At 63.5% G+C, this 13,453-nt stretch carries 13 protein-coding genes; 3 read left to right on the forward strand and 10 right to left on the reverse strand.

Going from position 1 to position 13,453, the window contains the following annotated elements:
* Positions 1-69 precede the first annotated feature (69 nt).
* The gene (locus tag EA795_RS10330) at positions 70-648 is read left to right on the forward strand and encodes a Maf family protein (RefSeq protein WP_058075429.1); all 579 of its coding nucleotides are present in this window, start codon (positions 70-72) and stop codon (positions 646-648) included.
* A gap of 22 nt (positions 649-670) precedes the next feature.
* On the opposite strand, the gene EA795_RS10335 is transcribed toward EA795_RS10330, so the two are convergent.
* The 3 genes from EA795_RS10335 to rluC are packed head-to-tail and all read right to left on the reverse strand — an operon-like array spanning position 671 to position 3,276.
* Positions 671-1,657 carry a S49 family peptidase gene (locus tag EA795_RS10335; RefSeq protein WP_122077032.1) on the reverse strand — a complete coding sequence of 329 codons (987 nt, stop codon included), beginning with the start codon at positions 1,655-1,657 and terminating at the stop codon, positions 671-673.
* Positions 1,647-2,330, reverse strand: a complete 684-nt coding sequence (locus tag EA795_RS10340) for an HAD-IA family hydrolase (RefSeq protein ID WP_122077034.1) — start codon at positions 2,328-2,330, stop codon at positions 1,647-1,649. Before EA795_RS10340 ends, EA795_RS10335 begins: the two co-directional genes overlap by 11 nt.
* Positions 2,323-3,276: a 23S rRNA pseudouridine(955/2504/2580) synthase RluC gene (gene rluC, locus EA795_RS10345; protein ID WP_014853397.1), complete on the reverse strand. Its 954-nt coding sequence runs from the start codon at positions 3,274-3,276 to the stop codon at positions 2,323-2,325. Before rluC ends, EA795_RS10340 begins: the two co-directional genes overlap by 8 nt.
* A gap of 693 nt (positions 3,277-3,969) precedes the next feature.
* On the opposite strand from rluC, the gene rne reads away from it, so the two are divergent.
* Together rne and EA795_RS10355 are read left to right on the forward strand one after the other, a co-directional pair.
* Positions 3,970-7,056, forward strand: a complete 3,087-nt coding sequence (gene rne, locus EA795_RS10350) for a ribonuclease E (protein ID WP_205891481.1) — start codon at positions 3,970-3,972, stop codon at positions 7,054-7,056.
* Positions 7,057-7,268: 212 nt separating this feature from the next.
* Positions 7,269-8,873 carry an FMN-binding glutamate synthase family protein gene (locus tag EA795_RS10355; RefSeq protein ID WP_058075434.1) on the forward strand — a complete coding sequence of 535 codons (1,605 nt, stop codon included), beginning with the start codon at positions 7,269-7,271 and terminating at the stop codon, positions 8,871-8,873.
* An 8-nt stretch (positions 8,874-8,881) separates the two neighbouring features.
* On the opposite strand, the gene murB is transcribed toward EA795_RS10355, so the two are convergent.
* The 7 genes from murB to EA795_RS10390 are packed head-to-tail and all read right to left on the reverse strand — an operon-like array spanning position 8,882 to position 13,428.
* Positions 8,882-9,907: a UDP-N-acetylmuramate dehydrogenase gene (murB, locus tag EA795_RS10360; RefSeq protein WP_122077039.1), complete on the reverse strand. Its 1,026-nt coding sequence runs from the start codon at positions 9,905-9,907 to the stop codon at positions 8,882-8,884.
* Positions 9,904-10,368, reverse strand: a complete 465-nt coding sequence (locus EA795_RS10365; protein WP_122077042.1) for a low molecular weight protein-tyrosine-phosphatase — start codon at positions 10,366-10,368, stop codon at positions 9,904-9,906. Before EA795_RS10365 ends, murB begins: the two co-directional genes overlap by 4 nt.
* A gap of 2 nt (positions 10,369-10,370) precedes the next feature.
* Positions 10,371-11,135: a 3-deoxy-manno-octulosonate cytidylyltransferase gene (gene kdsB, locus EA795_RS10370; protein ID WP_122077045.1), complete on the reverse strand. Its 765-nt coding sequence runs from the start codon at positions 11,133-11,135 to the stop codon at positions 10,371-10,373.
* Positions 11,132-11,317 carry a Trm112 family protein gene (locus tag EA795_RS10375; protein ID WP_122077048.1) on the reverse strand — a complete coding sequence of 62 codons (186 nt, stop codon included), beginning with the start codon at positions 11,315-11,317 and terminating at the stop codon, positions 11,132-11,134. The genes kdsB and EA795_RS10375 overlap by 4 nt, the downstream gene beginning before the upstream one ends.
* Before the next feature lie 46 nt (positions 11,318-11,363).
* Positions 11,364-12,371, reverse strand: a complete 1,008-nt coding sequence (lpxK, locus tag EA795_RS10380; protein WP_122077050.1) for a tetraacyldisaccharide 4'-kinase — start codon at positions 12,369-12,371, stop codon at positions 11,364-11,366.
* Complete coding sequence (locus EA795_RS10385) at positions 12,371-12,799, reverse strand: ExbD/TolR family protein (RefSeq protein WP_014853389.1); 429 nt, start codon at positions 12,797-12,799, stop codon at positions 12,371-12,373. The genes lpxK and EA795_RS10385 overlap by 1 nt, the downstream gene beginning before the upstream one ends.
* Positions 12,796-13,428, reverse strand: coding sequence for a MotA/TolQ/ExbB proton channel family protein (locus EA795_RS10390; protein WP_014853388.1), 633 nt, complete (start codon positions 13,426-13,428; stop codon positions 12,796-12,798). Before EA795_RS10390 ends, EA795_RS10385 begins: the two co-directional genes overlap by 4 nt.
* Between the last annotated feature and the right edge of the window lie 25 nt (positions 13,429-13,453).

The following is a 13,453-nucleotide window of genomic DNA, read 5'->3' on the forward strand; positions in this document are numbered from 1 at the left end:
CAAAGGAATTCAACCCCATAATCGCGCGCTGCCGACCAGCATCAGGCACCTGTATATAAAGGAAGGAAAATGCGTCGACTGCTTCTCGCTTCAAGCTCGCCCTATCGACGCGACCTGCTTTCGCGCCTGCAACTGCCTTTCGACTGCTGCGCTCCGGATATCGACGAAACGGCGTATGCCAACGAGCCGGCCGAGCGCCTGGTACAACGACTTGCCGGCGCGAAAGCCCTGGCACTTGCAGCGAGCCACCCGGACCATCTGATCATCGGCTCCGACCAGGTCGCCGTACTGGGTGGCGACATACTGGGCAAGCCGCATACGCTGGAGCGGGCCATGGCGCAGCTGAAAGCCTGCAGCGGTCACAGCGTCAGCTTTCTCACCGGCCTCGCATTGCTGGACAGCCGAAGCGGCAGGCTGCAGGTCGACTGCGTGCCCTTCACCGTGCATTTCCGGGAGCTCGACGAAGCGCGCATTGAGCGCTACCTGCGAATCGAACAACCCTACGACTGCGCCGGCAGCTTCAAGGCCGAGGGCCTGGGCATCAGCCTGTTCCGCTCCACCTCAGGCACCGACGCCACCAGTCTGATCGGCCTGCCACTGATACGACTGGTGGACATGCTGCTCGCAGAGGGCGTGCAGATTCCCTAGCCCTACCCTGCAGGGCCATGCCTTACCTCAGGGTCGGCCCGGACACACCGACCAGCATCGCCAGCCGCTCGGCCACGCTCGCACCCAGCTTCTTGGTGAAGCGATCCAGCGGCGAATCCTTGACGGTGAAGTCGACCATCTCCTCCTCGCCAATCACCTCCCGGGCGACATGACTGGCACTGCCCAGGCCATCGATCAGACCCAGTTCGAGCGCCTGCTCGCCGGACCAGATCAGCCCCGAGAACAACTCCGGATGCTCGGCATCCTGCAGGCGGTCGCCGCGCCCCTTCTTCACGCTGTCGATGAACTGCCGATGCGTCGTGGCCAGCACCCCCTCCCAGAACTCGGTCTCTTCCCGCTTCTCGGGCTGGAAGGGATCGAGAAACGCCTTGTGCTCGCCGGAAGTATAGACGCGCCGCTCGACACCCAGTTTTTCCAGGGTATCGACAAAACCGAAGGTCGCCGCAGTCACGCCTATGGAGCCCACCAGACTGGACTTGTCGGCGTAGATCTCATCCGCCGCGCTCGCGATGTAATAGGCACCCGAGGCACCGAGGTCGGTAATCACTGCATAGACTTTGATCGCCGGATACTCGGCGCGCAGGCGGCCGATCTCGTCGTAGATGTAGCCGGACTGCACCGGACTGCCGCCCGGACTGTTGATCCGCAGCACCACGCCCTTGGTGTTGGCATCCTCGAAAGCGGCCCGCAATGCGCCCACCACCTTGTCCGCACTCGCCGATTCCTCGTCGGCGATCATGCCCCGCACATTGATGATGGCGGTATGTCCACTGCTGCTGGCGGCCTTGTCGCCACCCAATTGCAGCATCGGCGTGAACAATGCCAGCGCGCCGAACAGATAGATGAAGGTCAACAGCTTGAAGAAGATCCCCCAGCGCCGGGCGCGACGCTGTTCCTGAACACCAGCAAGCAGAGTCTTTTCGAGCAGCCTCCAGCTGCTGCGCTCTTCCTTATCCTCGCCAACCGGCGCTTTCCACTCATCCGACATAATCAACCTCAGCGATACTCACGGAGCCCAGCCAGTCGCCGATCTCCGAAAACTCATTCACGACCAGGCGCGGAGAACACGCCAGCAATGTTTCGACAGGTTGCGCACCATAGGTGACAGCCACGCTATCCAGTCCCGCTCGATTGGCCATCTGCAGGTCGAAAATCGAATCACCGACCATCAATGCGCGCTCGGGCCGCACACCGCAGTGAGCCAGGATTTCATGGATCATCAGCGGATCCGGCTTGCTTGCCGTTTCGTCCGCACAACGGGTGATATCGAAGAAATCCTCCCACCCCTGCGCCACCAACGCCCGATCGAGACCGGTCCGACCTTTTCCAGTGGCCACCGCGAGAACGTGCCCACGCTCGCGGAGTGCCTGCAAGGTCTGCGCGACACCCGGGTACAGGACCGCAGGCTCCGTCTCGAGCGTCAGATAGTGTTCACCATAAGCACGACGAAAAACCTCGACCACCTTCGGATCCGTTACATCCGGGTACAACGAAGCGATCGCCTCCGGCATCGCCAACCCGATGATGCCGCGTACCCGCGCCTCGTCCCTCCTGGGCAGACCACAGACATCCGCCGCCATGCCAATGGATTCGACGATGCGTCCGATGGAGTCGACCAGAGTTCCATCCCAGTCGAAAATCAGAACCTCATAGTCACTCAACGAGCTTCCCCAGTGTCTGCGACCAGACCTCATCGACCGGCGCCTCGAGATTGAGTTCGCCACCATCCGGCAACGGCACCTTCAACCCATAGGCATGCAGGAACAGCCGCTTGCCGCCCAGCTCGCGGATCTCGCGGGAAAAGTCTTCATCGCCATATTTGCTGTCGCCGGCGATGGCGTGCCCCGCATGCCGGGCATGCACTCGGATCTGGTGGGTTCGCCCGGTGACCGGCCTGGCCTCGACGAGCGTGGCGAAATCACCGAAACGTCGCAGCACGCGAAACAGGGTCAGGGCCTCCTTGCCTTCGTCGGTCACTTCTACCATGCGCTCACCGGAGCGCAGCGTATTTTTCAACAAGGGCGCACTGACCTGCTTCTTGCCGGTTTCCCAGCGACCACGCACCAGGGCCATGTAGCGCTTGTCGACCCCGTCACCACGCAGCTCTTGGTGCAGATGGCGGAGCATACTGCGCTTCTTGGCGACCATGAGCAGCCCGGAGGTATCGCGATCGAGGCGATGCACCAACTCCAACTCCTTGGCATCGGGCCGCAACTGGCGTAACGCCTCGATCACGCCATAGCTGAGGCCGCTGCCGCCATGCACGGCGATACCGGCCGGTTTGTTGAGCACGATCAACGCCTTGTCCTCGTAGACAATCGCCGCCTCCAGGCGCTCGAGCAGGCCCTGCGCCAGCGGCGCGGGCTCGTCGCGCTCGGCCAGCCGCAGCGGCGGAACGCGCACAAGGTCCCCCGCCTGCAGCTTGTACTCGGGCTTGATCCGCCCTTTATTGACCCTCACCTCACCCTTGCGCAAGATGCGGTAAATCAGGGTCTTGGGCACACCCTTGAGCTGATTGCGAAGAAAATTGTCGATACGCTGGCCGGCAAACTCCGGCGACACCTCGAGCATTTGCACGCTGGAGGCCTGAGAAGGGGTATTGGTCATCGCGGCATGATAGCAATTCCACCGATTTGAAGCACTTGGGCATTGCTGTTATAGTCGCGAACGCCGCCAAAAGCGGCCAGGCCGCGAATGCCAGCGATACCGCCATTCCGGCTCAGCAAAATGTACAGGACGTGAGGCCGTCCGACGGAGCTTCCTTCTCATTGCGGTGAAGCCCCGAAACAAGCCTTGAAGACATGATGCGTGCCCCCGCTGGGGAATCGCGACAATCGATAACCCGCTCCCGGATTCGACGAGCGGCACCCGATTTTCAAAGTATGAGTGTTGGGTGGAGATGCACAGTCATCGGAATGCGTAGCAAAGGCTTTCACAGACGCTTCATTCCGTCCGCTACCGATGGCTGATTCCTCCTCCCAAGGGTTTTTTGTACGAAAGGCCAGCCCAAACGAAGGTTAGGCAAGGCGAAAGCCGGCGAGTAGGCGCAACGGCTTGTAACGAGCAGTCCAGGCCGGTTTCTACGCACATTTCCGGTGCGCAGGCGCTTTCGTGCATTACCCCAGTAGTGCTGCTGTTCCGACAGCAAGCAGGAGATGTCGTCGCGACGCCGGCCGTACTGGCCCTACATCGCTGGACACTGGAGTGCCTTACAACCATTCCTGACTCACCTGACACCGACTGCGAGAGTCGTGTGTGCCGAACGCCGTTTCCCGATGCCATGGAAACCGACGGTACTACATGAAAAGAATGCTAATTAACGCAACTCAGCCTGAAGAGTTGCGTGTCGCACTGGTCGATGGTCAACGCCTGTTCGATCTCGATATCGAGTCCGGCGCTCGCGAGCAGAAGAAAGCCAACATCTATAAAGGCAAGATCACTCGCGTCGAACCCAGCCTGGAAGCGGCCTTCGTCGATTTCGGCTCCGACCGTCACGGCTTCCTCCCCCTCAAGGAAATTTCCCGCGAATACTTCAAGAAGACACCCGAAGGTCGCGTGAACATCAAGGACGTCCTGAGCGAAGGCCAGGAAGTCATCGTCCAGGTCGAGAAAGAAGAGCGTGGCAACAAGGGCGCAGCCCTGACCACCTTCATCAGCCTGGCCGGCCGTTACCTGGTGCTGATGCCCAACAACCCTCGTGCCGGTGGCATTTCGCGGCGCATCGAAGGCGAGGAGCGCAACGAACTGCGCGAGGCGCTGAACGGCCTGAACATTCCCGCCGACATGGGCCTGATCGTTCGCACCGCCGGCCTGGGCCGTTCCAGCGAAGAGATGCAGTGGGACCTCGACTACCTGCTGCAGCTGTGGAGCGCAGTCAAGGAAGCCTCGGCCGAGCGCCAGGCGCCCTTCCTGATCTACCAGGAATCCAATGTCATCATCCGCGCCATTCGCGATTACCTGCGCCAGGACATCGGCGAAGTCCTGATCGACAGCGTGGAAGCCCAGAACGAAGCACTGAGCTTCATCCAGCAGGTCATGCCGCAGTACGCCAGCAAGATCAAGCTGTACGAAGACAGCGTACCGCTGTTCAACCGCTTCCAGATCGAGAGCCAGATCGAAACCGCCTTCCAGCGCGAGGTGAAGCTGCCCTCCGGTGGCTCCCTGGTCATCGACCCGACCGAAGCCCTGGTCTCCATCGACATCAACTCGGCGCGCGCCACCAAAGGCGGCGACATCGAGGAAACCGCACTGCAGACCAACCTGGAAGCCGCCGAGGAAATCGCGCGCCAGTTGCGCCTGCGCGACATCGGCGGCCTGATCGTCATCGACTTCATCGACATGACCCCGGCCAAGAACCAGCGCGCCGTGGAAGAGAAAATGCGTGAAGCGCTGGAAGCCGACCGCGCGCGCATCCAGGTCGGCCGTATTTCGCGCTTCGGCCTGCTGGAGATGTCCCGTCAGCGCCTGCGTCCGTCGCTCGGCGAAACCAGCGGCATCGTCTGCCCGCGCTGTAACGGCCAGGGCATCATCCGCGACGTCGAGTCGCTGTCGCTGGCGATCCTGCGCCTGATCGAGGAAGAAGCCCTCAAGGACCGCACCGCCGAAGTCCGCGCCCGTGTGCCCTTCCAAGTCGCCGCCTTCCTGCTCAATGAAAAGCGCAACGCCATCACCAAGATCGAACTGCGCACCCGCGCGCGGATCTTCATCCTGCCGGATGACCACCTGGAAACACCGCACTTCGAAGTGCAGCGCCTGCGCGATGACAGCCCGGAAATCATGGCCGGCCAAGCCAGCTACGAGATGAGCCAGACCGAAGCCGAAGACGCTCAGCCAGCGGCCTCGACCCGCACCCTGGTTCGTCAGGAAGCGGCCGTGAAGACCGCACCACACCGCACCGCACCGGCCCCCACTCCCGCGCCCACTGCCAGCAGCGCAGCACCGGCTGCGCAGGAACCCAGCCTGTTCAAGGGCCTGGTCAAGTCGCTGGTCGGCCTGTTCGCCGGAAAGGCGGAAGAACCCACCGCGGAAGTCGAGAAGAAAACCTCCAGCAGCAGCCGCGCGCCGCGTAACGACGAACGCCGTAGCGGTCGCCAGCAGAACCGCCGCCGCGATACCCGAGGCGCTCGCGACGAGGAGCGCAAGCCGCGGGAAGAGCGCGCACCTCGCGCCGAACGCCAGCCACGTGAGGAACGTGCCCCGCGCGAGGAGCGTCAGCCGCGTCAACGCGAAGAGCGCAAGCCACGTGAGCAGCTCGAAACGAACGACGCCCAGCCACAAGCCCGCCGTGAACGCGCACCCCGCGAGGAGCGTCAGCCACGCGAAGAGCGCAAGCGTGAACTGCGTGCGCCCCTCGATGAGGTCGTCGATAACGTACAGGCGCCGAGCGAAGAAAGCGTCGAGCGCAAGCCTCGTCAGCCGCGTGAAGAACGCAAGCCGCGCAACGAGCAGAACCTGAACGAAGAAGTGCAGCAGACAGAAGAAGCGGCCGAGAACGCTCAGAACGAGCAGGATGCAGCCGAAGGCGGCGATCGTCCGCGTCGCCGCTCGCGTGGCCAGCGTCGCCGCAGCAACCGTCGTGATCGTCAGCGCGATGCCAATGGCAACGAGATCGAAGGCGAAAACGATGCAGAAGAGGTGGCGAACGCGGTCAGCGAGAGCAACGCACCCGTCAAGTCCGAGCAGGTAGCCATCGCCTCGACTGCCGCGGCGCTTGCGGCCAACACGGCCGATACCGAGCCAGCCACTGAGGCGCCGGTAGTCGAAGCCGAGCCAGCGGTACAGGCACCGACCGAGACGATCGAGGAGGCGGTGACAGCAGCACCGGCTGAACAGGCCAAGCCTGAAGCAGCGGCAGAAGAACCCACCGCTGCGATCCCGGCTGCCCAGGCGCCGGTGCAAGAGCCGGCGCCGAGCGAGCCTGCAGCTGAAGCCGTGGTGGCGCCAGTGGTTGCAACTGCCGAACCTGCCGTTGTCGAGCCGGCGCCCGTAGCGCCAGCCCAACCAGCTGCTCCGGCACCGGGACTGACGCCTTCGGGCCGTGCTCCGAACGATCCACGCGAAGTGCGTCGCCGTCGCCGCGAGGAAGAGCGCCTGGCCAAGGAAGCTGCTGAAGCCGAGGCCAAGGCCGCCGCTGCCGTCACCGAGGCGCCGGCCGAGGTCGCGCAGCCGCTGGCCAGTCCAGAAATCGTTGCCAGCGAGCCTGCCGCCAGCCATGCGCCAATCGAGCAGCCGCTGGAAAACACTCCAACTGCCAGCCTGGAAGAGCCCACCGCTGCGCAGACCGAGGAACAGCTCAGCGAGGCCGCTGCAGCCACGGCGCAGACCGAGCCGGCCGCTAGCCAGGAACCCGAGGTGAAGGCTGACGACGAGGAGAATCGCCAGCGCTGAAGCGCGGCGTAGATGAAAAGGATGCTGCGGCATCCTGATCGCTGACATAACCCCGCCCCCATGGCGGGGTTATGTCTTTCAGGGATGTGATCAGCACATCGCCTGATCGACTCCACTTCTCAAGACGACCAAGGCAGCGTTTGCCAAACACATCGCCGGCGACCGAACATGGACGGCTCAGTAAATCCCGCCCGATCGTTCAAGGACGCCGAATGAACCTGTCGCTGACCAACCGCTACGCATTCTTTGCCGGCTGCGTGCTGATCACGCTAGCGAGCCTGCCCTGGCTTGGCAGCCTGTGGCCGCTGACGCTGAGTACTGCCCTGCTCAGCCTGATCGGTATCAACGACCTGCTGCAGACACGCCAGGCCGTCCGTCGCAACTACCCCATCCTGGGCAATCTGCGCTACCTGATCGAAACCATACGGCCCGAGATCCGCCAGTACCTGTTGGAAAACGACAGCGACCCCCTGCCCTTCTCCCGTGCCCAGCGCTCGCTGGTCTATGCCCGCGCCAAGAACCAGGTCGCCGACAAGGCCTTTGGCACACTCAGCGACGTATACGGCACGGGTTTCGAGTTCATCAGCCACTCGATCCGCACCGCCTCGCACAGCGATCCACGGACGTTCCGGGTGACCATCGGCGGGCCGCAATGCAGCCAGCCCTACAGTGCCTCGATCTTCAACATCTCGGCGATGAGCTTCGGCTCGCTCAGCGCCAACGCCATCCGTGCGCTGAATCGTGGCGCCAGGATGGGCGGCTTCGCCCACGACACCGGGGAAGGCAGCATCAGCCCCTACCATCGCGAACATGGCGGCGACCTGATCTGGGAACTGGGCAGCGGCTATTTCGGCTGCCGTGACGAGCAGGGCAATTTCGATCCGGAACGCTTCGCCGAGCAGGCACGACAGCCGCAAGTCAGGATGATCGAGATAAAGCTCAGCCAGGGCGCCAAGCCCGGGCACGGCGGCATCCTGCCGAAGCACAAGATCAGCGCCGAAATCGCCGCCACCCGTGGCGTGCCAATGGACCGCGATTGCGTCTCCCCCGCCAGCCACAGCAGCTTCTCGACGCCCCTGGAGTTGCTCGCATTCATCGCCCGGCTGCGCGAGCTCAGCGGTGGCAAACCGGTGGGGTTCAAACTCTGCCTGGGTCACCCCTGGGAATTCATGGCGATCGCCAAGGCCATGCTGCAGAGCGGCATTCTGCCGGACTTCATCGTGATCGACGGCAAGGAAGGCGGCACTGGCGCCGCGCCTCTGGAATTCACCAACCATATCGGCGTGCCGCTGCGCGAGGGCCTGCTGTTCGTGCATAACACCCTGGTGGGCCTGAACCTGCGCGAGTACATCAAGCTGGGCGCCAGCGGCAAGATCGTCAGTGCTTTCGATATCGCCAGCGTGCTGGCCATCGGCGCCGACTGGGCCAACTCGGCACGCGGCTTCATGTTCGCCATCGGCTGCATCCAGTCGCAGAGCTGCCACACCAACAAGTGCCCGACCGGCGTGGCCACCCAGGATCCGCTGCGCCAGCGCGCACTGGTGGTGCCGGACAAGGCCGAGCGCGTCTATAACTACCACCGCAATACGCTCCAAGCTCTGTCCGAAATGCTCGCCGCCGCCGGCCTCGAACACCCAAGCCAACTGGAGGCCAAGCATCTGGTACGCCGCGTATCGGCCACCCAGATCAGCCTGTTTTCCCAACTGCACATCTTCCTTGAGCCGGGAGCGCTGCTGCGCGAACAGCTGGAAGGTGATTTCTATCCGAAGATGTGGGAGATGGCCCAGGCCGAGAGCTTCGAACCACGCACTCCGTAAGCGGCTGATCAGCCCTCGATGACGTTCGGCTCGATTTCCAGCTCCACTCCGAAGCGCGCGGCGATGTCCGCCTGGATGCGCCGCGCAAGGGCCAGAATCTGCCTGCCGCTAGCCTGGCCGTGGTTGACCAGGACCAGCGCCTGCAGCTTGTGCACGCCCGCATCGCCTTCGCGGAAGCCTTTCCAGCCGGCCTGATCGATCAGCCAGCCGGCGGCGAGCTTCACCCTGCCGTCAGGCTGAGGATAGGTGGCCAAGCCGGGAAAGCGAGCGCCCAGTTCGTCGGCGAGCGCCTGCGGCACCAAGGGATTCTTGAAGAAACTTCCGGCATTGCCCAAAACCTGCGGATCGGGCAGTTTTTCGCTGCGAATGGCACATACCGCCCGGCTGACGTCGCGCGGCGTCGGCACGTCCACACCGGCCTGCTGCAGCCGTTGCCGCAGCGGACCGTAATCCAGTTGCAGGCGCGCGGTCCGGTGCAACGCGAAACGCACCCGCAGAATGATGAAGCGCCCTGCCTGCTGCTTGAACAGACTGTCGCGATAACCGAACGCGCAGGCCTGCAGATCGAATTCACGCAACTCACCGGTCTCGCGGTCCAGCGCGCTCAAGCCGGCGAACACGTCGCTGATCTCCACACCGTAGGCTCCGACGTTCTGGATCGGCGCCGCCCCCACGGTTCCGGGGATGAGGCTCAGGTTTTCCAGACCGGCCAGTCCCAGCTCGAGGCTGTGCAGCACGAAAGGATGCCAGGGCTCGCCGGCTTCCGCCTCGATGACGACTCGCTCACCATCATCCGAAAGCACCCGGACGCCGCGACTGACCAGGCGCAGCACCAGCGCATCCACGTCCGCGGTGAGCAACAGGTTGCTGCCCCCGCCCAGCACACGCAACGGCAACCCCAGACGCGCCGCGGCAGCCATCGCCTCACGCACGTCCTGGTCGTCATGCGCTTCGGCGTACCGGCTGGCACGGGCTTCGACCGCAAAGGTGTTGAACGGCTTGAGCGAGCGATTCTCTTCGATGAGCAGACTCACAGCCGCCCCTTGATTTCAGCCAGGAGCGCGGCGCTGGCCCGCTCGACCAGATCCAGCACATGCTCGAAGCCGTCGTCGCCGCCGTAATAGGGATCCGGCACGGCATCGCAGCCCAGGTCGTAGCGCTTCAGGAACAGATCCAGCTCGGCACGCGCCGAAGCCGGTCGCAGCTGCTGCAAGCGTGCGAGGTTGTCGTGATCCATCGCCAGTATCAGATCGAAACGGTCGAAATCCTCGGGGCAAACCTGGCGTGCCCGCAACGACTCGAGAGCGTAGCCACGGCGGCTGGCGAACTGGCAGCTGCGGCTATCCGGCGCCTTGCCCTGATGCCAGTCGGCCGTTCCGGCGGAATCGATATGAATCCGCCGTTCCAGCCCCGCCGCCTGTACCTGGTGGCGAAACACCGCCTCGGCGGTGGGAGAACGACAGATGTTGCCCAGGCAGACGAACAGGACCTTCACGTTCAGCCTCCCAGCAACCGACGAACACGTTCCAGATCTTCCGCGGTGTCCACCCCCGTCGGCGGCGCCTCGACGGCATCTGCGACGTGAATCCGCTTGCCATGCCAGAGCGCACGCAGCTGCTCCAGACACTCGGTGCCTTCCAGCCAGCACGGGCCCCAGGCGACGAAGTCGGCGAGAAAGCCGGCGCGGTAGGCATAGATGCCGATATGACGGCGGTAAGGCACGCCGGCCGGCAACTGATTGCGGTCGTTGGCGAACTCGTCACGCGCCCAGGGCAGCGGTGCCCGGCTGAAAGTCAGCGCAAGTCCATCGATGTCACTGAGCACCTTCACCACATTGGGATTGAACAGCGCCTGGACGTCAGCCAGCGGCTCGGCCAGGGTGGCGATGGCCGCTTCGGTATGTGCTGCAAGGTTGGCGGCAACCTGATCGATCACCGCCGGCGGAATCATCGGCTCGTCGCCCTGTACGTTGACCACGATGGCGTCGGCGAGCAAGCCCAGCGTTGCTGCAACTTCGGCCAGCCGGTCGGTGCCCGATTCATGATCGGGGCGCGTCAGCAGCACCTCGGCGCCAAAGGCTTTGCAAGCCTCGAGAATGCGCGAGTCATCGGTCGCCACCACGACCCGCTGCGCGGCGCTTTTGCAGGCCTGCTCCCAGACGTGGCGGATCATCGGCTTGCCGGCGATATCCTGCAGCGGCTTGCCCGGCAGGCGGCTGGATGCGTAACGCGCCGGAATCACTACGGTAAAGGCGGTGCTCATTTATCCAGGCGCTCGTCCACATCCAGGGTGCGGGCTTCACCTTCCAGCATCACCGGAATGCCATCGCGCACCGGGAACGCCAGGGCATCCACCTTGCAGATCAGTTCGGATTTGTCGTCGGCGACCCTCAACGGCCCCTTGCACAGCGGGCAGGCCAGAATATCGAGCAGTTTGGTATCCATGTGCAGTCCTTGAAAGCAGCCGACCGCATCAGGCTGTCGAGCGGCTTTATGTGGTGTGGTCGGGCAGTAAACGGGCCAGCTGGGCATCGAACCAGGCGACGAACGCCTTCGATGGCTCGGCCTGCACCTGCAGATACGTCCAGCCCGGTGGTGCGAATGCCCGGCATTTGACCGCATCCTTCTCGGTCATCACCAGCGGCAACGCGGGGCTGAAATCCAGCTGCTCGCGGCTGTAGGCGGCATGATCGGCAAAGGGGTGCGGAATCGGGCACCAGTGTAGCGCCTCGAGCGTGGCGAAGAAACGCTGCGGGTTGCCGATACCAGCCACCGCGTGCAGCCGCTGACCGACCGGAAAATGATTTAGAGGCCAGGTCGCACCGCTGCTCAGCTCGATCAAAGCCGAAGGTCGCAGGCCGAAGGCGTAACCGGTGGTGGAATCCTCGGACGCGCCATTGAGCAGTACGGCATCCACGCTCTGCAGCCGCTCGACCGGCTCACGCAGCGGCCCGGCTGGCAGGCAGCGGCGATTGCCCAAGCCTCTCGCCGCGTCGATCAGTACCAGCTCCAGATCACGCGCCAGACGATAATGCTGCAGGCCATCGTCGGAAAGGATCAGATCCAGCGACTCGCTTTCAAGCAATGCGCGCACCGCACGCGCCCGATCGGGGTCGATCATCAGCGGCACGCCGGTTCGCTGAACGATCAATAATGGTTCGTCGCCAGCTTCGGCAGCGGACTGATCAGGCATCACGCGCCAGGGCAGCGAAAGCGGTTTCGCGCCGTACCCACGACTGACCACCCCGACCTTCAGTCCACGGCTGCGGCAATGCTCGATCAGCCAGAGGATCAGCGGCGTCTTGCCGGTGCCGCCCACCGTGATGTTGCCCACCACGATGACCGGTACCGGCGCACGATAGCTGTCAGCGCCGCCTGCGAGAAAACGCTGGCGCCTGGCTGTAGCCACGCGGCGATAGAACGCTTCCAGCGGCGTCAGCAAGCCCAGCAAGGGATGGCCCCGATACCAGGCCCGCTGCAAACGGTCGGCGAAGGACATCAGGGCGCTGCCTGAGCCTCGACGGTGGTAATGCGCAAATGCGCAAAACCCAGCTTGCCGGCGGCATCCATGGCAGTGATCACCGCCTGGTGCGGCGTCTTGCCGTCGGCGCTGATGATCATCGGCAGGGTTCGATCACCCGCGGATTCCTTGTTCAAGGCGGCCATCAGCGTATCCAGGTCGTGCTTCACCAGCGCCTTGCCGTTGAGCGTGTAGTTACCGTCGACATCGATCACCACCTCCAGCTGCTTGATCTCGGTCGCCTCCGGCGGCGTGCCGCTGGCCGCTTCGGGCAGATCCACCCTGAGCTGGGTTTCGCGGGTAAAGGTGGTGGTGACCACGAAGAACAGCAGCAGAATGAATACCACGTCGATCAGCGGCGCGAGGCCTATGTCGACGTTTTCCCTGCGCCTGCGCCGAAACTTCACGCCTTGCCCTCACCCAGATCGACGTCACGGTCGCCCTGTACCACTTCCACCAGCTTGATGGCTTCCTGTTCCATGCCCACCACCAGCTCGTCGACACGACGCAGCAGGAAGCGATGGAAGAACAAGGCCGGTATGCCGACCATCAGGCCCGCCGCGGTGGTGATCAGGGCCTTCGAGATACCGCCGGCCAGCAAGGGCGCATTGGCCATTCCCGAGCCCATGAAGGCGCTGAAAATCTCGATCATCCCCAGCACCGTCCCGAGCAGGCCCAGCAGGGGTGCGATGCCGGCGATGGTGCCCAGCGCGTTGAGGTAACGCTCCAGATCATGCACGACACGAGCAGCCGCCTCCTCGATGCATTCCTTCATGATCTCTCGGCCACGTTTGGAGTTGGCCAGGCCGGCAGCCAGGATTTCCCCCAGCGGGGAGTCGGCACGCAACTCCTTGAGCTTCTGGTTGCTGAGCTGTTTGTCCTTGATCCATTTCCATACCTGCCCGAGCAGATGCGGAGGCGTGACGCGGCTAGGCCGCAATGTCCACAGGCGCTCGACGATGATGCCCAGTGCCGCGATGGAACACAGAATGATCGGCAGCATTATCCAGCCGCCCGCTTTGACCAGCTCCCACACGAGATGAATCCCCCTCGGAAAAGTG

The sequence above is a fragment of the Stutzerimonas nitrititolerans genome (assembly GCF_003696285.1).
In the GTDB taxonomy this organism is placed as follows: domain Bacteria; phylum Pseudomonadota; class Gammaproteobacteria; order Pseudomonadales; family Pseudomonadaceae; genus Stutzerimonas; species Stutzerimonas nitrititolerans.